Source organism: Halonotius aquaticus (assembly GCF_003605575.1).
In the GTDB taxonomy this organism is placed as follows: Archaea; Halobacteriota; Halobacteria; order Halobacteriales; family Haloferacaceae; genus Halonotius; species Halonotius aquaticus.
Map to the genome: position 1 here is coordinate 42,229 of NZ_QKNY01000009.1, position 23,669 is coordinate 65,897.

Genomic DNA, 23,669 nt, shown 5'->3' on the forward strand with positions numbered 1-23,669 from the left:
TCAGGCAGCCGCGCCGAACATACCAGCGAGGTTCATCGCCTGCTTGGCGATAAACACTTTTACCTTGTCGATCGTCCCCGCGCCTTCGATCGTGATCTCGCCGCTATCGTAGGCCTGGTTGAACGTCGCGACCGGATCCGCAGCCGTGTAGAGCGAACAGGCCGTCTGGCGGTCGGTCTTGACGATCACGTTCGGGTTCTCGGCCTCGCCGAGTTCGACTGACGTGATCGCTAAGGAGCCGTCAGCCTGTAGGGTGTAATACTTCTGGGAGCGTTCTCGACCTGTAGTTCGGTGGTGTTGGATGCCGCAACCGAACCCACCATTGACGGGACGGCGTCGGTGTTGTCGTTGTACACAGCAACGACCTGATCAATCTGTATTTCACCCGTCTCGCCACCACAGGTAATCGGTGGATTTGACTGGGCACTAACCGAGCCGGTGACGCCAGCAACGAGTGCGACGACGACCACCAGCGTCACAAAGAGTGTTCGATGCATACTGTATCATTTGGCTGCAGTCATAATTGCATTTTGTCAAATTATCGCCGCGTCCAGCCGTTCGAAATCGCCAATCTGGAGCCACACCAATCAGTCTGTCAGCTCGCCGTCGATGTACTTCTCGGTGAGCGGGTCAGCCTCGGGAACCCGACCGTACTCCGCGAACCGAGCATACAGGATCCAGTAGTACGCCGGATTGTGTTCGTCCTCAGTCGCCGGGAGGCTCTGGACGGTGTTGACGATGGGATCGATACTTTCGACCAGTTCGTCGGCGTCGAGCTCGCCGCTGATTCCCCCTGCCGCATCGCGGTAGGCGGTGGCTAGCTTCTCGGTGGCAATCACCCCAAAGTACGCGAAATCGACCTCGGGGCGTGTATCGGTAGCGACGTAATCCTCGAAGACCGGTTCGTACTCCTCAGGGTCGAGGAAGTCGTCGGGCGCATACCGCGCGCAATGAGTACAAAGCGTTGCGATGTTGTCGGGATCGTCGCGGCCATCGAACGCCAATGGAACGATATAGTGGTCGACCATCTCCTCGGGGGAACCCTGCTGGCCGCACTTCTCGCAGGCGACCAAATCATGGGCAGTGGTATCAGTCCCCGCAGACATATTCAAGAGTACGAAGCCCACGGTATTTAGTTATACTTGGAGACGCCCTCACACACAGCCATGGTGGGCCTGCTCACGACCCGGCAGCCGCTCCCAGTGGCCGCCCCGCTCGCTCATCGGGAGAGCATCCAGAGAAAGCCGATGACGGCGACGATGATGATGATAACGACAACACCCGTAAGGACGACAACCTCCTGTGTCGCCGCCGGGTTCGCTGACTCACCGATCATACGACGCCCAACAGCCGGGAGTGATAAAACTGTACGCCCTGGCAGTGGTCGCAGGTCGGCAGTGCTACCGGGGCAGCGATCAACAGAAAATCGACAACAGAACAACGGTAAGCGAGATTGGTGTCTCGGTTCTCAGTGTTGAAGCCTGCATTCCGATGTCAGTTAGACAGGTTCACAGGCTGTATCAGTATCAAGGAGAATTTTAGTGATAAAGCTGTGCGTTAAATTATCACAACTGATGTAGAGAGGCCGGAACAACGCTCGGCAACGCGGTCGCACCAGAACCAGAGAGTTGGCGGAACAGGCACCCGGGATTCGCGGGAGCCATCACTACGAGACAACAGACACAACAGCACAGTGACATCAGCAACGCTCTTAGGAGCGTTTCAGTTGAACCGCCCACCTGGTGTCTGAGAGAAGGTTCACCATGTTCAGCACTGAGAACCGAGACACCAGATGGACAGACGGTAGTACGACAGGCAGGGTCTTAAACATAACGCGTAGGAGATGTGATTGCCATCGATACAATCGCCCAGCGGCGACAGTACCGAATACCCCAAGATCAGATACGTTTCAGGTAATAAGTAGTGGTACACTACAGTAATAGCCCACTTATTACAAACTTTCCTCATATTTTCCATACAATATTTACTTTGACCAGTTTTATTCCTGTCAACTGACAAAAATACAGTATTAAACGTGTAGTTATGAGTGAGTATGTGTATGTATCGACAAGCGACCACGAGTGGGGCGTGCCAAGAGCCACGCCGATCCCACGTGAGAGGCAGAGAATCAAACGATGAGTGATGACAATCCCGTAACTGAGTCGATATCGCCAGGCCAAGAGCGAATCCTCGAGGTCGCCGCAGCACGACCGGAGCTAACGACCGCTGAGATCGCCGCCGAAACCGGACACATCGTCGCAACCGTCCGTGATACGCTGGCGGCTCACGGCGACGCCATCGACGACCAGGCTGATGGGTCGACAACCGGCAGCAAACCAACCGACTCGGCGTCGTTCAATGCCACCGAACAGGTCGTCCTCGAAGCGGCGTTGCGGAATCCTGACTCGACAAACCGGGAGATCGCCACCCGTGTCGGCACCCACGTTGGGCTGGTTCGAGATATCCGCGATGCCTATGAGGCGGTAGCGACACTACCCGACGACGAACCGACGACAGCCGACGAAGCGAGTGGGTCAGCAATGGAGTTCAACCAAGAGCTACTCTCGGCAGCCCAAGAGCGGATTCTTGAGACTGCCAGGGAGAACCCGGCGTTGACCAACAGGGAGATCGCCGACCAAACCGGCACGCGACTCCCGCTTGTGCGGGATACGATCGCCGCCCACGGCCCCGAGACAACGACGAGACGACAGGCCAGCGGCGCAAAACCGACTGATTCAGCCACATTCAACGAGACGGAGCAGGCCGTCCTTGAGGCGGCACTGCGGAACCCGGAGGCGACCAACAAGGAGATCGCTGTACGCGTCGACAGCCATGTTGGGTTGGTTCGGGATATCCGCGACGCCCACGAGGAGACCGCAACCCTCCCCGACAACCACGACATCGCGGCGACAGCAACAGCAGATACCGAAGCCGCCGGCGATCACGATGCGCTCTCGGAGATACAGCAGGCGATCCTTGCAGCGGCCGCCGACGCACCCGAAGACACCTACGCCGAGATTGCTGAGACGGTCGGGGCCCGGCTGCCGCTGGTCAGAGATACCCTTGAGGCCCACGACATCGACGACACAGCAACCGCAGCGTCGACGGCGACAGACGACACGGCTACAGGGGATGAATCGCTGTCCGCCCTCCAACAGGAGATCATCGAGCAGGCGGCAGCGAACCCGACCCAAACGTACGCCGAGATCGCCGCCGAAACCGGGGCGCGGCTCCCGTTGGTCAGGGATACCCTCGAAACCCACGGCGACAAACAGCCTGCCTGAGGAGGCCGGCACGATCGCCAACAGCAGCCACAACAGAGGCTTCGGCGCACGGAGACGACGCGACAGCCGGGGGGCCGGTTCCGAATCCTTTTGCCGATCCCCCACCCTCATCCGCGTAATGACCGAGATTATCGACGGCAACGCTGTCGCCAGCGACATCCGCGCCGAGATTACCGACTGTGTTGAGACACTGCAGGACAGCGGCGTCACACCCGGCCTGGCGACCGTCCTGATGAGCGACGACCCCGCCAGCGAGACCTACGTCTCGATGAAACAACAGGACTGCGAGGAGGTCGGCATCAACGGGATCCACGTCGAGATCGATCCCGACGCACCAGCCGAAGAATTGTTCGAAACCATCGACCGTCTCAACGACGACCCCGAGGTCCACGGGATCTTGGTGCAGTTGCCGGTGCCCGACCACGTCGACAAACGCGCGGTCATCCGGGCGATCGACCCCGCAAAGGACGTTGATGGCTTCCACCCCGAAAACGTCGGTCGGCTTGTCGCCGGCGACGCGCGATTCAAACCCTGTACCCCCCACGGTGTCCAGAAGCTCCTGGAAGCCTACGAGGTCGACACCGAAGGCGCGGACGCGGTTGTCGTCGGCCGCTCGGATATCGTCGGCAAACCCCTTGCTAATCTGTTCATCCAGAAAGCCCCGCAGGGCAATGCGACGACGACGATCTGTCACTCCCGTACCGACGATCTCGAAGCCAAAACGAAGACAGCAGATATCGTCGTCGCCGCCGCCGGCGTCCCGGAGTTCATCGATGGCTCGATGCTCAAGGAAGGCGCGACCGTCATCGACGTGGGCGTCAACCGCGTCGATGCCGACACGGAGAAGGGGTACGAGCTCGTCGGCGATGTCGACTACGAGAGCGCGGAAGCCGTCGCGGGTGCGATCACCCCCGTTCCCGGTGGTGTTGGCCCGATGACGCGGGCGATGTTGCTGTACAATACGGTGGCCGCCGCGAGCGAACAACACGACATCGACATCGAGTTGCCGTAGCCTCGTCAGTGTCGGAAGAGGTAGACGCCGTCGTCCTGGTTCAGTAGGCAGAACCGCGCACCGTCGTTTTCGGGAAACTGTTGGGTTCGACCGCGCAAGATGAATAAGCGATCAAAGGCCGCCGCACACACCGGGCAGGAGACACCATCGCGGTTGTCGTACAGGCCGGTGTCGCTGCTCTCTCTGAGTTGTTTCATCTGGTGGCGGTGATCGTGGATATCAAACGGTTCGGACATGGGTAGCGCAAGGAGCGAAGGGGGCTTTGGTATTATGCCTGCGAGAGCCGCGTCAGTCGATCACGGGCGGCGGTGAGTGCCGCCTCGTCGTCCGTCCGGAGATACCGACCAACAGCACGGGCGCTTGCGACGAGATCGGCCGCAACCGCCGGCTCAACATCGCCTTGGAGGGCATTGAGGCGGTTGACGTGATCTCGGAGTCGGCTGAGAGTCGTCGCTGCCGCCTCGTCGGGTGTCGCATCAAGCCACGTTCGGAGGTCGCTACAGTAGACAGCCACAGCGTCGGCGACAGCCAACCCCCACGCAGCACGGAGATCGCTTGGCACCTGTGCGGCAGCCAGTGAGGGAGCGTCGATATCGGTGTCCGTCGTGTCGTTGTCAGTATCGTCGACGGTGGTGTCGACAGCTTCAGCGGCGGCATCGTCAGCGAGTGTTTCGTATAGCGATAAAAGGTATAATTCGGCGTCGGGGGTCGGTGCTTGGCGACGAGCGAGGATATCGACGGTGTGCAGCAACGTCCGGGCTGTGAGATAGCGATCGTCGAGCGGTTGGAGTTCACCGCCGTTGATGAACCCGCGTTTGCGGGTGTACTCCCGAAGCACCGATTTGAGATCGTTGGCGTAGGTCGCCACCGACTCCTCGGCGATCCGACCGCTAAACGTTGCCAGCGGCAGCGCAGCGGGTGTATCGGTGTGGAGCTGGCGTTCCTCATCGCGGCCGACACTGCGGAGTGAGCCGCAGCTTGGACAGGCGACGCTGCCGGTCTCGTAGTACGACCACTCGGTATTACAGGCTTGACAGACACGCTGGCCGCGAATCTCCATACCGACCGTTGCCGATGCAGCTAAAAAGGGATTCGGGAGCCAGCAGTGGTGGCATCGTTGCCCGTCCCAAATTTCGCCCGACGGGAGCCGCTTTTTCGGTAGAGTGGCCGCCATATGCAACGACGCAAAAGCAAAAAGACAGATAAGACACGTAACACGCGACGAATGATCCCCCGCGAGGAGCCGTAATAGGCCACTCTATCGGCTGGATCGATAGTGAGCCGACATATTTATTTAAACAAAAGAATAACAATCGAACGGACATTACGATGTATGACCTCACAGGGTTTCAGCGTGATCTACTGTACGTGATCGCCGGCCTCGATGAGCCACACGGGCTGGCGATCAAGGACGAACTCGAATCGTACTACGAAAAGGAGATCCACCACGGCCGGCTCTACCCCAACCTCGATACCCTCGTCGAGAAGGGGCTCGTCGAGAAGGGCCAACGCGACCGGCGGACAAACTTCTATACGCTCACCCGTCGCGGTAGCCGCGAGATCGACGCCCGTTCCGAGTGGGAAGCCCAGTACCTCGACTAACGCGTTCAATCAGTCGGGGAGCAGCCCGCTTGTCCCCGCGCCCTCCGGCTCACGACTCCGTCGCGGATTCGTCGTCAGCGGCTGACTCCGAAGTTGTGGATTCGTCGGCTTCCGTCGACCCGTCGTCAGCGTCGGGTGTGGAACTCGTCGCAGTCGTCTCCGAGTCTACCTCGGCGGCGACCGCCGCAGAGAACCGCTGGAGCGGCGGCTGGCTGTCGTGGGTCGACGATGATCCGAGATCAAGCGAGGGGACGACGACAACGGCAAACTGGACGATCACAACCAGCAAGGCCGGCATCAAAAACAGGCCGTACCAGCCGAAAAACAGCGGCCCGAGAATGTAGGCGAGCATGAGCGAGCCGATGTGAACGTTCTTCCCGGAGACGTAGGGCCGGAGGAGAAAATCCGGGATCGAGTCGACGACAATGACCGAGACGATCGCAAAGAGCACCACAAACCACAGGCTCTCGCCGCCGGTGGTCACCACCCCGCGGACAGCCATGTAGAGCCCGACCGGGACGTAGATGATCTTCATACCGACAATCGGGATCAGACTTGCGGCGCCCGCAAGCGAGCCGACGAGGGCGGCTGCCGGAATGGCTGCGCCCGCCGGTGCAAAGACGTTCAGTACCGAGTAGGAAATGACCGCGATGGTGCCGGTGATGATCGCATTGAGGATGTTGCCGAAAAAGATGCTGCTCAGATCGCGATCAACAGCCTGCAAAAACTCTTCGAACACCGTTTCTCGGGTGTCGAAGTTGGTGTGAATCCATCCGGCAAGGCGGTCATCGTCCCGAAGCAGATAGAAGGCGAAGACGACGATGGCTAGCAGATTAATGAGGATAATCCCAAGCGTTGTCGCCGTTTCGGCGAGCGAGACAACCGATTGGAGGATCGACCCGGAGAGTTCGCCAGTAACCAACTCGCGGGCCTCCGGCGACAACAGAAACGACGGATCGGTCAGGCGACTGTAGGTTTCGGGATCGATCCCAAGTTGCTGGGGGCCAAGCGCAGCCACGTTCGTCAGCCGTCGGAGTTCGCGGGAGACAATGAGCAGCGCGTAGCCGACCAGCAGAAACGCCGGTAACACGAGGGCGATAATCGAGAGGCCGGCGGCAACGGTCGGATGGTCGATCCGGTCGACCAGCCGCCGGTACACCGGGCGGGCGGCGTAGTAGACGAACAGTCCGACAACGACGAGCCCGATAAACGAGCTGAGGACGTAACCGATCGCGCCCAAGAGGACGATCCCGGCGAGCAGCCACAACGGGTGATCGCGGACGACAGAACGGAGGGCCATATCAACGTGGCCGACAGGCGACAAAAAAAGCATACCGGCTCACGACCGAAGCCACACAGCAGCGGAGCGCGAGCCACAGCAGCCCAATATACCGGGCGGGGGCGACGCACCAACAGTGAGGGATCCGCAGAGGTACCATGACAGGCGGACGACACACCAATATCAGTGCTGAAAAATTGAGCGAGAGATATTTATACGTATCTCGCCCACATTGAGGTAGTCCCTTGAGTCATTCAAGACGACTACCCCCCGAACAGGTGTGGAAGTTTCCCCCGACTTCCAGTCCTTCGATTTCTACGAGTCAAGTCACACATACCGTACCGAGAGGACAGTGTTGATCGAAGAGTGAGATGAGCTGCGCTGGTCGTCGGCATCAGATCAAATTATTAGAATTGATTTTGTCCGCGATGAATATTTATACTCTCATCGGCAACGTACTGGTGTCGTCAGATAAAGAGAAGGCGACATTGACCCCCCTAGAACCCCGCTACCCCACTGCCATGGTGGTAGCACTGCAGTTGTAGTATACAACCCCCTTCCTCATTATAATTTCGGTCAGTGAGCCCCGCCTGTGAGTTGCAGCCACTGAGAACAGTATTCATAAGCCTGCCGACCACTGAGCGTCGTCAATGAGCGAGGCCAACGACAGCGCGACCGCGTTGCTCCCGGGCGAAGACGCCCTCGCTGCCGTCCGATCAGGGTTGATTGCGTGGTACGAGGCCGACCACCGCGAGTATCCGTGGCGAGAAACCGACGATCCCTACGCCATTCTCGTCTCGGAGATCATGAGCCAACAGACCCAATTGGGTCGTGTGGTTTCAGCATGGGCGGACTTCCTCGATCGGTGGCCGACCGTGGAAGCGTTGGCCGACGCACCGCGAGGCGAGGTGGTCTCGTTTTGGAGCAGCCACAGCCTCGGCTACAACAACCGCGCGAAATACCTCCACGAGGCGGCAACGCAGATCGTCACCGAATACGACGGCGCGTTTCCGGAAACACCCGATGAGCTCCAGGAGCTGATGGGTGTCGGCCCCTACACCGCCAACGCCGTCGCGTCCTTTGCGTTCAACACTGGCAACGCCGTTGTCGACACGAACGTCAAACGCGTCCTGTATCGCGCCTTCGACGTGCCTGATGACGACACCGTGTTCGAAGGCGTCGCCGACGAGCTCATGCCGGCAGGCGACTCGCGGGTTTGGAACAATGCGATCATGGAACTCGGTGGGGTCGCCTGCGAGAAGACGCCACGGTGTGATGCGGCGGGCTGTCCATGGCGGGAGTGGTGTCACGCCTACGAGACGGGTGATTTTACCGCCCCAGACGTGCCGACCCAGCCGAGTTTTGAGGGGAGTCGCCGGCAGTTCCGTGGACGCGTAATCGAGACACTTGGCGAGTACGACGAACTACCGCTGTCAAAACTGGGGCCACGGATCCGTGTCGATTACGGCGGCGACACCGGCCGTGAGTGGCTTGAGGGGTTGGTTTCTGACCTTGCCGACGATGGGTTGGTCGAACGACGCGAGCGAGCGGATGAAACAGTGGTACGGCTCCAAAGCTAACGACATACCGGATTGCGGTTCGTCGCTTCGGGTCGGCACGCGGCTTATTAGCATCTGTGCCCAACGAACACGTGTGAACGCACCATCCAGCGCGGCGCAGCTTTCGGCGGTGTCACAGCAGGTGGATGGTGTCGATGACATCTGTCTCGTCTGGCACTGCCGCAACTTACGCACAGACGACCACCCTGCGATCGAGTATGCCACCGAGCAGCATGCGGCGATACTTCCGGTTTTTATCGTTGATCCGGCGTTCTACGGCGCGGATGGGTTGGCCTGTGACGCCCGGATTCAGTTCATGCTGGAATCGCTCGCTGATCTGACCGACCAGTATGCGTCGCTTGGCGGTGGACTCACCATGTTGCATGGCGAGCCGGTCGAACTGCTCGAGGAACTCGATGCACACGTGGCCCAGATCGTCACGACCGCAGACCCAACCGGAAGATACGGCCTTCGCCGAGACAACGCTGTCGCCGAGGCGTGTGATATCACCTTCGTCGACGCCGATGGGCTTCGTCGTGACGTCCCTGACACGCGAGACGGCTGGAGCGACCATGTTGAGTCGTACCTCACCGCGCCGATCCACGAGGTCGACGGCGAGGAGATACCGATTCACGATGTCGACACCGATATCGATCCGGCGTGGGTCGAGAACTACTACGATATCTCGCCGGAAAAACAAATCTCTCGGGTCGGCGGAACCGAACACGCAGTGCAGGTGTTGAACGAATTTATTGACACGCTCTCGGAGTATCCAGGGAATATCTCAGCACCGACCGATGCGCGCACCGGAACCAGTCAACTCTCACCATATCTGCGGTTTGGCTGTCTTTCGGTGCGGCAGGTCTACCAAGCCGTCGACGACGCATCTGGAAGTGGTCAGGCCACCGAGATGTTCACATCTCGGCTCTACTGGAATCGCCACTACAATCAAAAACTCGCCGATTGGGCGGGCTGGATGGACCAGGCGGTAAACCCCGTCTTAGAGGACTTTCATCAGGAGACGCATGACCCCGACCGCGTCGAGGCCTGGAAAACGGGGACGACAGGGTATCCGATGGTTGATGCAGCAATGCGATGTCTCCGTCAAACCGGATGGCTCAACTTTCGGATGCGGGCGATGTGTGCCTCGTTTTTGTGTGATTTGCTCCAACAGCCCTGGAAGATCGGGGCTGATTTCTTTTATTACCATCTACTTGACGCAGATCCGGCGATCAACTACACCCAGTTTCAACTGCAGGCCGGCGTCGACGGCACCAACATGCTGCGGATATACAATCCGCGAAAGCAGGTGCGCGACAACGATCCCGACGGCGAGTTCATCAAAAAATGGGTGCCGGAACTCGATGCACTGCCAGTCGAGTATCTGGATCAGCCGGAAAAAACGCCGCTCCACGTCCAAGACGAGGTTGGTGTACGGATCGGGGAGACGTATCCATACCCGATCGTTGAGTACGAAGCAGCACGGGAGGCGATCATCGAGAAAATCGAGGCTGTGCGAGCGGCGGCGACAAAAGCGCTGCAACACCCAGAGGTGAACCGCCGCGCATCGCTCTCTCAACGCGGCGGCGCAACGCAGCCGACAGCCGATGTGGCGATCGAGGCTGTGACCGATACAGAAGAAGAACAGAATGGGCAGTCATCGCTGGACGATTTTACCTGAGTGAAGCCATAGCGACCACTGATTCGCCGGGAATGCGCGACAGCCAACAGAGCTCCACAGTGCCGGTGGTGGCGGGCGAAATCGAACAAATGGGAGTGGAACTCAGGGTGCCGCCTCGGCGTTAACGGGCTGGTCAGTGACGAATTCGACGCCCGTGATCTCGAAGCGGGCGCCACCCGCGGCGCTGTCAGTGACGGTGATCTCCCAGCCGTGTGCGTCGACGATGTCCGCAACGATCGAGAGGCCAAACCCGGTGCCATCGGTGGTCGTTGTGTATCCATGCTCGAAGATGTCCGCCCGCTCGCTCTCCGGAATCCCACACCCAGTGTCTTCGACGAAAAATCCTGTCTGGTGGAGTGACGTATCAGACGACCCCGTCTCGGAGAGCACACCAACACGCAGCGTTACTGCCCCATCGGTATGTTCGACCGCGTTTCGGTAGAGGTTCTCAAACAGCTCTCCCAGTCGGTCGGCGTCGGCAATCACGGTCGTTGTGGCTGGGATCGCCATTGCAACGTCGCAGTCGGTGAGATCAACGAGGCCCGTCGCTGCTGTCGCCGCATCCGCGAGGGCAACCTCGTCAGTGTCCTCGATCGTCTGGCCGACCTGTGCCAGGGTGAGCAGGTCGTCGATGAGCCGTTCCATCCGATCGTGGGCCTGCGTGATGGCCGCAAACTGTTCGTCGTCAATATCGTCCTCGATGCGCTGTAGATGGCCGTAGGCAACGTTGAGCGGGTTCTGTAAGTCGTGAGAAACGGTGCTGGCAAACTGATCAAGCCGCTCGTTTTGGCGTTTGAGCTCTCGCTCTCGGTGTTTTTGCGCGGTGATCTCCCGAAGGACGAGCAGCCGACCACGGGGGCTGTGATCGGCACCGATCGTCGAAACGTCCGGGGCGAAGTACCGGGTCGTGGTGCCGTCGGCAACGCTGAGTTCGTCTCCATCGGACGGCCCGCGGAGGATGCGTTGGATATCATCGCTCAGCGATCCAAAAAAGTCGCCGACGGACAGCCCATGCCACCCATCCGGCGCGCTCACTAACGCTCTGGCGGCAGGATTGCAGTCAACAACACGACCGTCGGCATCAAGCATGACGACTGGATCGGTCAGCTGGGCAACAAGCTGCTGGCGGCCCATCGGAGCAATGTCCAAAAGTCGGTAGCGGAAGATGCCAACGGCAAAGCCGACCGCGGTGACCCCATAGGCAACCCCGGTGACGCTCAACTCCGGTGGAACGATCCCAGCGACCAACAGTCCGACAGCCAGCAGTGGCGAGATAGCCCCGACGCCGACCGCGACCGCTTGGCCGGTATACAGGTCACCACGGTGCTGAAGCAGATACCGGCCGAGAATACCAATGGCACTGAGGACAATCGCGGAGACACCCAGCACCACGGCAAAAAATGGGCGTTTGAGCGTTCGGTCAAGCGAGACCCACTCGCCGAAGGTGACACCGAGAACCGTCATCGGGCCTTGGGTAACCAGCCCGTTGGCAGCATACAGAAACTCGGGGGCAACAATGACGGCCATCGTGAGCCCCAGCGGGGCTGCGAGGGCGAGTCCGGCAAGCCACCGATTCAGCAACCGGGTCGTATTGGCGTACGCCAGTGCAAACCACAAAAACGAGTAGCTGGATAGCCAGATGCCGATCGCGTTGAGCACGTTGAACCCGAGGAGTTTCAGCCCCGGTTCGGTGACGATCCGCAGGAACGTTTCGGTGAGCAGCGAACTACTCAGGGCGATCATCAACGCGATAAAGGCGAGCAGCGCTGACTCATGGCCGCGACGCTGGTACTGTCGCAGACCGTACGCTGCCAGAACAGTCGTGAGAAGAAGGCTACCGACAAGGAAAGGGACACGCGGCGGGAGTTGGACGGCCACAACGGGGGTGGGTGACCCACCCAAATGGAAGTTATGGTGCCGGCGGTTGGGGAGTCGTCGGTGGCGAAACCACAGTGCGTCGCTACTGGTTCTCGGCGACGACAGCGACAGCAGTCAACTGCTCGTCGTATTTCGCAAGCACCGACCGCATCGCACTGAGCCGGCGGCGTGCCGCCGGGGTTGTGAGCACATTGTATCCGAATTTCAGCGTTCGCAGCAGCCCCTCATCCGCAATGACTCGCCGCGGGGAAAGCAACGCCATCGGTGCGCTGTCGGTCCAGGTCACATCGAATCCCGCGGCTTCGAGCCGATCGATCCACTCCGATTCGGTGAGTGGACGTGAGTTCACGCGAGTTACCTCGGCGAGGTCGTCGTAGATCGCAGTCTTTGTTTCCTCGGGGATATCGTCGGGCACAAGGCCGAGTTCGTGAATGCCGTACCGGCCACCCGGACGCAAGAGCCGAGCGGCCTCAGCGAGGATCTCAGCTTTCCCGTCGTCGGGTTGCAGCGTCAGCATGGCTTCACCGTAGACCACATCCGCCGACTGGGCAGCCAAGTCGGTGTTGCCGGCATTCCCGACGCGAATCTCACAGTCGTCGCCAAACTGGTGCCGCAGGGCTACTGCGGCGTCACGATCCAACTCAACGGCGGTGTAGGACTGTGGGTTTCGATCGAGGGTGTGGCGGGCCGTGTAGCCGGTTCCGGGCGCAAACTCAACGACATCGTCGGTGTCAGTGATCGCCAGTTCGGTGAGTAAGTCGAGCGTTAGCTGTTTGCCGCCCGGACGGAGCGATCGCTTGCCGAGCGCGGAAAGTAGCTCATGGGCCGGTCGATCAGCCATCGATTGGTGAGCCATCAGTTACGCTCCGCGCCAGCGACGGCGGCGTCGACGATAGCGGTGTGTTGGGGACGATTGGGTGCAACCAGTCCAACTGATGTCGCCATAGTGGCCGGCACAGGTCGGCGCATTGTGGGCGGCTACGCTCGTGTGGGGTAAATCAGTTGGCTTGTATGGAATCCTGAGAGACGTTCGACAGCCACTACCGGATAGACCTCAAACGAGCCACTAACATATGGGGACAGCCGCGCTGCTGGTGACACCAACCGAACTCGCCGTGACTGGCTTTGCGTTCGTGACGCTGCTTGGCGATGCGTGGGTGCTCTTTGTCGGCCTCGCGCTGGGCTACTGGATCGGGCCGCGGATTGACGAAACCACCCGGCCGGCCGCAGCCACAGGGATCGCCATCGCCACGCTCGCCTTGGCGGTCGTCCTGGCGGCGAAAAGCTACACCGCGATCCCGCGGCCCACAGCGATGCCGATCGATCCCGCCGGCCTCCCGGGAACGCTCTCTGGCTTCGTCGCCGGCGAGCTCGACTCCGGTGGCTTTAGCTTCCCGAGCGGCCATGCCACCGGAGCGACTGCGGTCTACGGCAGTCTCGGGTTATTGCTGACCGTTGGGCGTCGGCGATGGCGGTATCTCCTTGCCGGCGGGGCGATCAGCCTGATCAGCCTCTCACGGCTTGTCTTGCAGGTGCATTACCCCCGAGACGTGCTTGCCGGGATGACCCTCGGTGCGGGACTGGTCGCCGGGGGACTGTGGGTTGTCCGCGACGGTGATCGCTGGCGAGTCGATCGTGGTTTCCTGCTGGCCGGTATCGCCGCCGTTGTCGGCATCGTGGTCGCATGGCAGGGCGGCCACGCCGAGGAACTGCGACATGGGATGATCGGCGTCGGCACCGCAGTCGGCGGTGGCGGCGTGTGGTACCAGTATGGCGAGCGACTGATCTCGAGGCCGGCAGTCTCGGTGCCGATTGCGGCTGGTGGCCTGGGTGTCGCCGGCGGACTGTGGATCGGTGCCTACGAGGGATTGTTTGGGTTGATCGGTGCAGCCGTCGGCAGCGCGGTCAGTGTGGCGATTATTCTGGGGCTCCCGCTGGCCGAATCGTGGCGGCAAAAAAGAGCGTGACGCGGGTGGCCGTTTAGAACTTCTCGAGGTAGCGATCGATCTCCCACTCGGAGACGCTGACGAGGTAGTCGGTGAACTCCTCGCGTTTGGCTTCGACGAACTTCTCGGCAACGTGGTCGCCGAGGCCGCCAAGGATCACATCATCAGCTTCAAGCGCGTCGACGGCGTCGCCGAGGTTCTTCGGCAGCGTCTCGATGCCGTACTCCTCGATCTTCTCCTCGTCGAAGTCGTAGATGTTCTCGCGGATCGGATCCGGCGCGTCGATATCGCGCTCGATGCCGTCGATCCCGGCGTTGAGCAGCGACGCGAAGCCGAGGTACGGGTTACAGGACGGATCAGGGAAGCGGGCCTCAATACGCGTGGCGACCGGCTCGCGGGCCGCCGGCTTCCGGATGAGCGCCGAGCGGTTCCGATCAGACCACGCGACGTAGACAGGGGCCTCGTATCCGGGGACAAGGCGTTTGTAGGAGTTCACGGTCGGGTTGGTGACCGCGGTGATGGCTGGGGCGTGATCGAGAATCCCACCAAGGAAGGAAAGCGCGGTCTCGCTGAGATCAAAGTCGCCCTCGCCGTGGAAGGCGTTCTCGCCGTCCTCAAACAGCGAGATGTGGGTGTGCATCCCCGAGCCGTTGATCTTCGGCACCGGTTTTGGCATGAACGTTGCGTGGAGGTCGTGTTGGGCGGCAACAGCCCGAACGACAAAGCGGAAGGTCGCAACGTTGTCGGCGGTGGTCAGCGCGTCGTCGTACTCGAAGTTGATCTCGTATTGGCCTTGGGCGACTTCGTGGTGGCTGGCCTCGATCTCGAAGCCCATCTCTTCGAGCGTGAAGATGATCTCCCGGCGCACGTCGCTTTGGAGATCCTTCGGGGCGAGATCGAAGTAACCGCCGTGGTCGGCGAACTCCGTGGTCGCATAGCCGTCGTCGTCGGTCTTAAAGAGGAAGAACTCCGGTTCGGGGGCCATGTTGACATCGAAGCCGTGTTCCTCGGCTTTGTCGATGGCCTCCTGGAGCACATAGCGTGGATCGCCCTCGAAAGGCTCGCCGGTCGAGGTGTTGATCACATCACAGATGAGTCGAGCCGCCCCGCTTTCCTCGTCGTTGCGCCATGGGAGAATGGCAAACGTGTCGGGGTCGGGTTTGAGCCGCATGTCGGACTCCTGGATCCGGACGAACCCGTTGATCGAGGAGCCATCGAAGTAGATGCCCTCAGTGAAGGCCTTCTCTGCTTGGTCGGCCGGCACTGACACATTTTTGACCGTTCCAAGGATATCAGTAAACTGGAGTCGAAGGAAATCGATTCCTTCATCATCAATTTCATCAATAACGTCTTGTTCTTTCTCAGTCAATCCACCGTCTGTGGCAACGTTCTTTTCAGTCATATTCCGGACGAGTATACCATTTGGTGCCAGTATAAAGGTCTTACCGCTTATGGCAATTACACCGCTCAAACTCAGAAATTGGATATTCGTAAAATTATAATCCCCCCAGTCCGTCGGTAGGTTGTATGACGTACGAAAACTTGGATGCGAAGTTGATCAATGCATTACTTGGCAACGGTCGAGCAAGTCTGCGCAGTCTTGGCGAGCAGCTTGATGTCTCGGTAACGACCGTCTCAAATCACCTCCGCGATCTCGAAGCCGAGGGGGTTGTCAACGGCTACACGCCGATCGTCGACTACGACAATCTTGGCTACGATGTAACCGCCATTATCAACCTCAAAGTTGAGGGAAGCGCACTGCAGACGGTCGCCGAGCGCCTGCGGGACGAAAAACAGATGGTCAGCGTCTATGAGGTCACCGGCGACTACGACATCGTTGCCATCGGCAAGTTCCAGAATACCGACGGTATGAACGACCAGATCAAGGAACTGCTGACCGACGTGGACATCCGGGAATCGAACACAAGTGTCGTGCTCAACGCGGCCTGCGAAAACGAACAGTTCGAACTCGACGTCGACGAGGAGTAACACCCATCGCAGACTGTTTTCGACGACCACCAACCAGCTCCCAAGCGGCGTCGCAAGCGAACAATTGAGCCAACGGAAAGGGCCTTGACGGTCGCCCACAGAGAGTCGGTATGAACGCGACACCACAGACGACAGCCGCCGAGGTCGTCGTCGTCGACTACGGGCTTGGCAACCTCCGGAGTGTCACCCGCGGGCTTGAACGTGCGAACGCGGGCGTGACGATCACCGACGACCCCGCAAGCTTCACCGACGCCGACGGCATCGTCCTCCCTGGCGTCGGGGCGTTCCGCGAGGGGATGGACAACGCCGGGCCCTATCGGGATGCACTCGCCGACGCCGCCGACCGTGGTCAGCCTATCTTCGGGATCTGTCTCGGGATGCAAATGCTGCTAGGCTCCAGCGAGGAGGCCGAACACGCCGGCGAGGGCGACGTCGAGGGCCTGAACTTCATCCCCGGCACCAACGTCCGGTTCGATGTCGACCGGAAGGTGCCGCATATGGGCTGGAACGAACTCGACGTCCAGCGGGAGCACCCCCTCGTTGACGGGGTCGATGGTGAGCACGCTTACTTCGTCCACTCCTACTACGCCGCCCCCGACGACGGGCACGCGGTCGTCGCCAGCACGGACTACGGCGTCGATTTCCCATCCGTGATTGCCAACGAAGACGGCACCATCTTCGGCACGCAGTTCCACCCCGAGAAAAGCGGCGAGACCGGCCTGCGGATCCTCCGGAACTTCGTCGACATCTGCGCCGAGCAGTAACCAAGTGTAGCCGGAATTAGGCGGTCTGTTCTGCGACAACCGAGACGCCGATTTCGACCTCGGTGTCCTCGATCTCCCACGTTTCCAGCCGGTCGGCGTCGTCGCTCGGCGCGTCAGTCAGTTCGGCGGCCCGAACCTCCTCGCTGATGAGATCGCGGTGCTCGTCGACGAAGCCGGCAACGCGGTCGCCGGCGACGGCGAGGCCGACGCTGATTTCGGCTTCGACATCGAGATCGAGTTCCTTCCGCATCTCCTGAATCCGGCGGATCACGTCGCGTGCGTAGCCCTCGGCTTCGAGGTCGTCGGTCAGTGTCGTGTCGACGTAGACCGTGCCGCCCTCGAAGTCGGTGCCGGTGACGTGTTCCGGTGGCTCCTTGCGGTATTCGACCATCTCGTCGTCGAGTTCGACTGTTTCACCGTTGACCTCGATACCGGCTTCGACTTCCTCGCGGGTCGCACCCTCGACGGCGTTCATCACGTCTTGAGCGTCGCCGCCGAAGGCTGGGCCGATCTCGCCCATCTGTGGGTCGGCGTGTTCAACAAGTTCGTCGAACTCGGAGACAACATCGATAGCGCGAGTGTTGACGCGCTCGCCGAGCAGGTCGGAAAGGTTCTCGACCGCGCTGGCAACGTCTTCGTCGTCGGTTTCGACGACGACACGCGAGACGGGCCATCTGAGCTTCCGGCCGCCGCGCTGGCGGGCATTTGCCGCGGCTTCCTCCACATCGCGGAGGACGGCCATGTCGGCTTCAAGCTCAGGGTCGCGGCGGTCGTCGTCGACCTCGGGCCAATCGAGGGCGTGAACGGTCGTCGCGCTGCCGTCGATAGTCTGGTACATCTCCTCGGCCATGTACGGCGTAACCGGTGCCAGTAGGCGGATGACGGCGTTGATGACCGTCGACAGCGTGGCGTACGCGCCGAGCTTCGTGGGCGAATCGCCCTCCTCCCACATCCGCTCGCGGGTCGCCTTGATGTAGAACCGCGACACGTCCTCGGTGACGAAATCCAGCACCGTGTTGAGCGCGTCGTCGATGCGGTAGTCGGCCCACGCCTCGCTGGATTCCTCGATAACAGATTGCAGCCGCGAGAGCACCCACTCGTCGACTGTGGTTAGCTCGCCCTCGCTGAGGTCGGGATCGGCTGGATCGTAGCCGTCGAGATCCATGTATGTCAGCGGGAAGCGGAAGACGTTCCAGCAGATGTTGAGCGTGCCAGCCATGCTGCCGAGGCCGTCCCAGTCGAAGGAGAGGTCGACGCCCTGCTGGTCGTGGCTCAGCAGATACGCGCGCAGTGGGTCGCGGCCGGCCCGGTCGATAGCTTCCTCCGGCGTGACGATGTTGCCGACCGACTTGGACATCTTCCGGCCGTGTTTGTCGTTGGCGAACCCGTGCATGAGGACTTCCTTGTAGGGGCTTTCGCCGAAGGCGGTCGTCCCCATGCCGAGTTGCGACCAGAACCACCCGCGGGTCTGGTCGTGGGCTTCGATAATGAGGTCGGCGGGCCACAGCTCGTCGAAGGCCTCGGTCTCAGTTGGATAGCCCAGCGTGCCCCACGTCGCCACCGAGGAGTCCAGCCACACATCGAAGACGTCCTCGATCCGGCGGTAAGTGGTGCCGGCCTCGGTGATCGTGATGTCGTCGACAGTCGGGCGGTGGAGGTCGATCTCGTCGGGGTCGATGTCTTGGTCGGCCCGTTCGGCGAGTTCTTCCCGAGTGCCGACGACGATCATCTCCTCGTCGAGGGTGGCGTCGCCGTCGCTGGCGGCGTCTTCGGGCACCCAGATCGGGATCGGAATCCCCCAGTACCGCTGTCGGGAGACGTTCCAGTCAGGGGCGTTCTCGATGAAGTCCCGGAACCGGTTGTCGCGGGCCCATTGGGGGTGCCACTCGGCCTCCTCGATGTTGTCCAGCAGTTCCTCTTTGATATCGGTGATCGAGATGAACCACTGGTCGGTGGCGAGTTGGATGATGTCCGTGTCGCAGCGCCAACAGTGGCCGTAGGAGTGGGTGTAGGTTTCCTCGGCCAGCAGCGCGCCGTTGGCGTCGAGATCAGCGGTGATCTCGTCGTTGGCATCGCGGACGAACTCGCCCGCGTATTTCCCACCCTCGTCGGTGTAGGTGCCGTCGCCAGCGACGGGGCAGAAGATATCGAGGCCCAATTCCTGGCCGCGGTGGAAGTCTTCCTCACCGTGGCCCGGCGCGGAATGGACGAGCCCGGTGCGGTCGGCTTCAACGAAGTCAGCAGTGTAGACTTCGCCCGCGCCCTCGAAACTCGGGTAATCGGGGACTTCCTCAGCCAGCGGGTGATCGTACTCCCAGCCGACGAGTTCGGCGCCATCGAGTTCGGCCTCGATCTCGTAGTCGTCGTACCGGCCCTTGCCGAGGACATCGTCGACACACTCGGCAGCGATGTAGAGTACGTCTTCGTCGTCGCCTTTCGTTGCGCGGATTTTCTGGTACGTGAGGTCTTCGCCGACGCCGACGAACGTGTTTGCCGGAATCGTCCACGGCGTCGTCGTCCAGATGACGAGGCTGCCCTCGCGATCGCTGAGTGGGAATTTGACGTAGATCGAGGGGTCTTCGACCTGATCGTATTCGACTTCGTTGTTGGCGATCCCGGTTTCACACCGTGGGCATTGGGAGATCGAGCGTTTGCCCTGCTCGACGAGGCCGCGGTCGGCGACCTGTTTGAAGCCGTACCACGCGGCTTCCATGTACTCCGGCGAGATCGTTTTGTAGGGGTTGTCCCAGTCGAACCACGCGCCAATGGATTGGAAGTCGTCGTCCATCGCCACGCGGTTCTCCTCAGCGAAGGTCTTGCACTCCTCGATGAACGCCTCCATCCCGTACTCTTCGATGTCCTGCTTGCTCTCGAAGCCGAGTTCCTCTTCGACTTTGACCTCGATGGGAAGGCCGTGCATGTCGTAGCCCGGCCGGTCGGTGACCTGGTGGCCGGTCATCCGCTTTTGGCGGATCACGGCGTCTTTGAGCGTTTTGTTCCATGCGGTGCCGAGGTGCATCTGCCCGGAGGTGTACGGCGGGCCATCGACGAAAAAGAAGGTCGGGTCGTCGGCGTGGGCCGCCTTGGTCGCCTCGTAGGCGTCGTGTTCGTCCCAGTGGGCTTCGGCCGCCGCCTCCACGTCGGCGGGCGAATACTGGTCGCTAACGTCGTCCATGTATCACAGGAACGGGTCGGCGTATATCAAAACGGTGATCCGAGGGCGATACGAGATCGTGGATTCTTATTCAGCCACGACGGTCGAAACAGACACCGCGAAAGCCCTCGGCGCGCTCGGATCCCGGGACTCGCTGCGCTCCTCGTTCGCTTCGCTCACTGCGGTGCTTACGTCGTCCGGGTTCGCCCAGCGCGCCTCGCCCTTTCAGTCCGCCAGGGACGTAATCAGGTCAACTCTGCGCGAAGCCGTTCCGATTCCCGCTTGATCGCTCGCCGCCGCTCGGCCGCTTCGGCCTCGCGTTCGCGCATCTCGTCGGCGTTATCGTAGTAGTACGCGAGCGCGTCGAACACCGCCGCGCCGTCGAGATCGTACTCGGCGGCGACCGCAAATGGATCCTCGTCGCCGTCGATCACCCGACGTTTGATGTCGAGAACGGAGATTCGGGTTCCCTCAATGCACGGATCACCTGACCGAATATCGGAATCCGTGACGATTGATACCATACGCTGAGTTGTGCGTCTCAATTGATAAACGCTCGGACGTGATCAAAGAGGGTTCGTTAGAATCTTGACGAATATTTATGAAAGCAGACAGTGATTACAACCTATGACAAAGGAGGAAATCAAGAAGACAGCCAAGAAGTGCCCGGATTGTGGTTCAATGGTGTTGAAACAGAGTTCAAAATGCGACTGTGGACACGATTTCAATGACTGACGACTCAAAAAAGGAAGCACTCAGGCAATGGAAGTGCCCAGATTGTGGTTCAAGTAACCTGACTCAACAGGGCAAGAAAAAATGTAGCAACTGTGGATACAAAGTTGAGTGATGTTTTCTCTCTTTCTGGAAATCATCGCACAGTGGTTTCTTTTGATTTTATTCTTGGTTGAATTAGGTGCGAAAGTATACTTGAATAAGGAACATCAGATGGCTACCGTGAGAGATCAATCTACGTATGATGAAATTTCTCAGCGTCAACGGGGGACTGCACTCTCAGTTGCAAGTCTTGTATTCGCAGGGATTACGCTGCTCCTATCTCAGAACGCACCTCAGTATGTTGAACAGATTGAGGTCTTCGTCGTCGCATTCGGGTTTTTACTGATTGCTGCGTTCGCCCACGAAATTACCCTTACACGTCGTATTATGCTAACAATTCAGGAGATGGCGCTGGAGTACGGTCTCCTGATGCTAGGATTCGGAGTCTATCTCCTGATCAGTGAAATTGTTGAGGGTGCGAGTTTTGTGGCACTCGGTGTTTTCTCTGTAGTTATGATTATCCGATTCGCAAGCACTCCCGGAGAACTGCAGGCGCACCAAAACACATGAATTCCGTTGAGTGTTGAATTTGTGCCCTGATCTTGTACGACACATCCTGACTGAATATAGAATAGACTGATTGCTATCGTAGGTAAGCGACTCAAATAAAAACAAGAATGGCCGCGGTCGCAACGCAGTCGATTCGAAGCCGGTACAGCGGTTAGGTTGGCGTGGGGGAGTGAGTAGGCTGTGACCTATTTCACATTGCGCCGCCCATGCCACCCATACCGCCCATGCCGCCCATGCCGCCGCCCATGCCGCCGCCACCGGGCATGTCTGGTCCGTCATCGTCGTCGTCGCCGACCTGGCCACCGGAGAGGTCGCCAGCGGCGATGACATCGTCGATGCGGAGGATCATCACAGCGGCTTCGGTTGCGGATTCGATCGCCTGCGTTTTGACTCGAAGCGGCTCGACGACGCCCTCGTTCTCCATGTCGATCACGTTGCCCGAGTAGGCGTCCAGCCCGGCGGTGAAGTCGCCGCCGTCGTGCTGGGAGCGCAGCGAGACGAGGGAATCAATCGAGTCCAGCCCGGCGTTCTCGGCGAGCGTGCGCGGGATAACTTCGAGTGCGTCGGCGAATGCCTCAACAGCCAGCTGTTCGCGGCCCCCGACGGAGTCGGCGAAGTCACGAAGCTGGAGTGCGAGTTCGGTTTCGGGCGCGCCGCCACCGGGGAGCACCTTGCCGTCTTCGAGCGTGGCGCGAACGACACCGAGGGAGTCCTCGATTGCGCGTTCGACCTCGTCGACGACGTGGTCGGTGCTGCCGCGGACAACGAGGGTGACGCTTTTCGCGTCCTCGACGTCCTCGACGAAGAGCCGCTCGTCGCCACCGATGTCCTTCTGGGTGACGCTGCCGGCGAAGCCGAGGTCGTCCTCGGTCAGGTCGTCAAGGTTGGAGACGACGCGGCCACCGGTCGCACGAGCGAGTGCTTTGAGGTCGGAGTTCTTCGCGCGGCGGGCGGCGATGATGCCCTCCTGAGCGAGGTAGTGCTGGGCCATGTCGTCGATGCCGTCGCCGACGAAGACGACGTCGACACCGGCGTCGGCGAGCTGGTCGACCATCTCCTTGAGCTGTTCCTCTTCCTGGTCGAGGAATTCCTGAAGCTGGGAGGGGTCGGTAACGTTGACCTCGGCGTCGATCTCGGTCTCTTTGACCTCGAAGGCACCGTCGAACAGCGCGATGTTGGCGTCCTCGGCGAAGTACGGCATGTTCTCGTCGACGCGCTCTTTGTCGACGATGACGCCCTCGACGAGTTCGGACTCGTCGATGGAGCCGCCGACGACAGTCTCGACGTCGACGTTGTCGAGGTCGATTCCGTCATCGTCCTCGACAGCGAGTACGGCGTCGACGACGAGTTCGGCGAGGTGATCTTTCGCGCCTTCCGCGCCCTTGCCGGTCATCGCCGTGGTGGCGATCTCGACGAGGGTGTCGCGGTCGTCCGCCGAGACCTCGATGGCCTCGGTTTCGAGGATGTCTTTGGCCTTCTCGGCGGCCTCTCGGTACCCCTGGGCGATCGTCGTCGCGTGAATCTCGGAGTCGATCAGCTCTTCGGCCTGATCGAGGAGTTCACCCGCAACGACGACAGCGGAGGTGGTGCCGTCGCCAACCTCGTTTTCCTGGGTCTCGCTGACCTCGACGATCATGTTGGCTGCCGGGTGGTCGATGTCCATCTCCTTGAGGATCGTGACGCCGTCGTTGGTGACGACGACCGAGCCCCCGGAGTCGACGAGCATCTTGTCCATGCCCTTCGGTCCGAGTGTGGTGCGTACGGACTCGGCGACCGCCTTCCCGGCGGTGATGTTCATCGACTGGGCGTCTTTCCCGGAGGTGCGCTGGCTGTCCTCCGAGAGGACGATCATCGGCTGGTTACCCATCCGCTGTTGTTGAGACATAGTCACCTCCGGATTGTTTGTGATTCTATATAAACCCTTCGTATAGGATTACTGAGCGGGGCGCTGTCTGACAAATTCAAGCATGTGAGTTACTACCAACCACGTGTTTTATATACTGCATCGAGCGGCCACGGCTCCCACCGGTCGGTGCTGGCGGAGGCCAGTGGTGACACCGACAGAGCGCAGGCGGGGCAGCAAGCACCCACCTATTTGACTCGGGTCGGCGTAGGGCTCTCATACACGTGGCCGTCGTGTCGCGCCGGGACGAACGCGACAGGATGGCGGTTCCAAC

Annotated in this window: 21 protein-coding genes; 9 read left to right on the forward strand and 12 right to left on the reverse strand. The window is 60.3% G+C overall.

Annotation, left to right across the window (positions count from 1 at the left end):
* The 3 genes from DM826_RS06490 to DM826_RS06500 all read right to left on the reverse strand — a co-directional run bounded on the left by DM826_RS06490 (window position 1) and on the right by DM826_RS06500 (window position 1,106).
* A complete protein-coding gene (locus tag DM826_RS06490) occupies window positions 1-189 on the reverse strand; it encodes a hypothetical protein (protein ID WP_120102588.1) in 189 nt (62 codons plus the stop codon).
* Between the two features lie 41 nt (window positions 190-230).
* Entirely contained in the window at window positions 231-497 is a 267-nt protein-coding gene (locus DM826_RS06495) for a hypothetical protein (RefSeq protein ID WP_120102589.1), read from the reverse strand.
* A gap of 90 nt (window positions 498-587) precedes the next feature.
* A complete protein-coding gene (locus DM826_RS06500) occupies window positions 588-1,106 on the reverse strand; it encodes an HNH endonuclease (RefSeq protein ID WP_120102590.1) in 519 nt (172 codons plus the stop codon).
* A 1,029-nt stretch (window positions 1,107-2,135) separates the two neighbouring features.
* Here DM826_RS06500 and DM826_RS06505 point away from each other — a divergent pair.
* On the forward strand, window positions 2,136-3,284 hold the full coding sequence (locus DM826_RS06505) for a hypothetical protein (protein ID WP_120102591.1): 1,149 nt from the start codon (window positions 2,136-2,138) through the stop codon (window positions 3,282-3,284).
* Between the two features lie 118 nt (window positions 3,285-3,402).
* Entirely contained in the window at window positions 3,403-4,296 is an 894-nt protein-coding gene (locus DM826_RS06510; protein WP_120102592.1) for a bifunctional methylenetetrahydrofolate dehydrogenase/methenyltetrahydrofolate cyclohydrolase, read from the forward strand.
* Window positions 4,297-4,301: 5 nt separating this feature from the next.
* Here the strand turns inward: DM826_RS06510 and DM826_RS06515 are convergent, their stop codons facing one another.
* Window positions 4,302-4,532, reverse strand: a complete 231-nt coding sequence (locus tag DM826_RS06515) for a DUF7385 family protein (protein WP_120102593.1) — start codon at window positions 4,530-4,532, stop codon at window positions 4,302-4,304.
* 32 nt (window positions 4,533-4,564) lie between these two features.
* On the reverse strand, window positions 4,565-5,356 hold the full coding sequence (locus DM826_RS06520; RefSeq protein ID WP_120102594.1) for a DUF7117 family protein: 792 nt from the start codon (window positions 5,354-5,356) through the stop codon (window positions 4,565-4,567).
* Window positions 5,357-5,625: 269 nt separating this feature from the next.
* On the opposite strand from DM826_RS06520, the gene DM826_RS06525 reads away from it, so the two are divergent.
* Window positions 5,626-5,898, forward strand: coding sequence for a helix-turn-helix transcriptional regulator (locus DM826_RS06525; protein WP_120102595.1), 273 nt, complete (start codon window positions 5,626-5,628; stop codon window positions 5,896-5,898).
* A 49-nt stretch (window positions 5,899-5,947) separates the two neighbouring features.
* Here DM826_RS06525 and DM826_RS06530 read toward each other — a convergent pair whose 3' ends face one another.
* Window positions 5,948-7,198, reverse strand: coding sequence for an AI-2E family transporter (locus tag DM826_RS06530; RefSeq protein WP_165853262.1), 1,251 nt, complete (start codon window positions 7,196-7,198; stop codon window positions 5,948-5,950).
* Window positions 7,199-7,827: 629 nt separating this feature from the next.
* On the opposite strand from DM826_RS06530, the gene DM826_RS06535 reads away from it, so the two are divergent.
* Both DM826_RS06535 and DM826_RS06540 read left to right on the forward strand, forming a co-directional pair.
* The gene (locus tag DM826_RS06535; RefSeq protein WP_120102597.1) at window positions 7,828-8,757 is read left to right on the forward strand and encodes an HhH-GPD family protein; all 930 of its coding nucleotides are present in this window, start codon (window positions 7,828-7,830) and stop codon (window positions 8,755-8,757) included.
* 73 nt (window positions 8,758-8,830) lie between these two features.
* Window positions 8,831-10,417 (forward strand): FAD-binding domain-containing protein, encoded by a 1,587-nt coding sequence (locus tag DM826_RS06540; RefSeq protein ID WP_165853263.1) that lies wholly within the window; start codon window positions 8,831-8,833, stop codon window positions 10,415-10,417.
* A 102-nt stretch (window positions 10,418-10,519) separates the two neighbouring features.
* On the opposite strand, the gene DM826_RS06545 is transcribed toward DM826_RS06540, so the two are convergent.
* Both DM826_RS06545 and DM826_RS06550 read right to left on the reverse strand, forming a co-directional pair.
* Complete coding sequence (locus DM826_RS06545) at window positions 10,520-12,295, reverse strand: histidine kinase N-terminal 7TM domain-containing protein (RefSeq protein WP_133304649.1); 1,776 nt, start codon at window positions 12,293-12,295, stop codon at window positions 10,520-10,522.
* A gap of 82 nt (window positions 12,296-12,377) precedes the next feature.
* Window positions 12,378-13,151, reverse strand: a complete 774-nt coding sequence (locus DM826_RS06550) for a class I SAM-dependent methyltransferase (protein ID WP_120102600.1) — start codon at window positions 13,149-13,151, stop codon at window positions 12,378-12,380.
* A 217-nt stretch (window positions 13,152-13,368) separates the two neighbouring features.
* Here DM826_RS06550 and DM826_RS06555 point away from each other — a divergent pair, with 217 nt between their 5' ends.
* Window positions 13,369-14,262: a phosphatase PAP2 family protein gene (locus tag DM826_RS06555; protein WP_120102601.1), complete on the forward strand. Its 894-nt coding sequence runs from the start codon at window positions 13,369-13,371 to the stop codon at window positions 14,260-14,262.
* Between the two features lie 13 nt (window positions 14,263-14,275).
* On the opposite strand, the gene glnA is transcribed toward DM826_RS06555, so the two are convergent.
* On the reverse strand, window positions 14,276-15,643 hold the full coding sequence (gene glnA / locus DM826_RS06560) for a type I glutamate--ammonia ligase (protein WP_120102602.1): 1,368 nt from the start codon (window positions 15,641-15,643) through the stop codon (window positions 14,276-14,278).
* A 125-nt stretch (window positions 15,644-15,768) separates the two neighbouring features.
* Between glnA and lrp the strand changes: the two genes are divergently transcribed.
* Together lrp and hisH are read left to right on the forward strand one after the other, a co-directional pair.
* Complete coding sequence (lrp, locus tag DM826_RS06565; RefSeq protein WP_120102603.1) at window positions 15,769-16,230, forward strand: HTH-type transcriptional regulator Lrp; 462 nt, start codon at window positions 15,769-15,771, stop codon at window positions 16,228-16,230.
* Window positions 16,231-16,340: 110 nt separating this feature from the next.
* Window positions 16,341-16,994, forward strand: a complete 654-nt coding sequence (gene hisH / locus DM826_RS06570; RefSeq protein WP_120102604.1) for an imidazole glycerol phosphate synthase subunit HisH — start codon at window positions 16,341-16,343, stop codon at window positions 16,992-16,994.
* A 16-nt stretch (window positions 16,995-17,010) separates the two neighbouring features.
* Here the strand turns inward: hisH and ileS are convergent, their stop codons facing one another.
* Window positions 17,011-20,169, reverse strand: a complete 3,159-nt coding sequence (gene ileS, locus DM826_RS06575) for an isoleucine--tRNA ligase (protein WP_120102605.1) — start codon at window positions 20,167-20,169, stop codon at window positions 17,011-17,013.
* 224 nt (window positions 20,170-20,393) lie between these two features.
* The gene (locus DM826_RS06580) at window positions 20,394-20,672 is read right to left on the reverse strand and encodes a DUF433 domain-containing protein (RefSeq protein ID WP_120102606.1); all 279 of its coding nucleotides are present in this window, start codon (window positions 20,670-20,672) and stop codon (window positions 20,394-20,396) included.
* Window positions 20,673-20,994: 322 nt separating this feature from the next.
* On the opposite strand from DM826_RS06580, the gene DM826_RS06585 reads away from it, so the two are divergent.
* A complete protein-coding gene (locus DM826_RS06585; RefSeq protein ID WP_120102607.1) occupies window positions 20,995-21,492 on the forward strand; it encodes a hypothetical protein in 498 nt (165 codons plus the stop codon).
* Between the two features lie 190 nt (window positions 21,493-21,682).
* On the opposite strand, the gene thsA is transcribed toward DM826_RS06585, so the two are convergent.
* Window positions 21,683-23,344 carry a thermosome subunit alpha gene (thsA, locus tag DM826_RS06590; protein WP_120102725.1) on the reverse strand — a complete coding sequence of 554 codons (1,662 nt, stop codon included), beginning with the start codon at window positions 23,342-23,344 and terminating at the stop codon, window positions 21,683-21,685.
* Window positions 23,345-23,669: the final 325 nt, after the last annotated feature.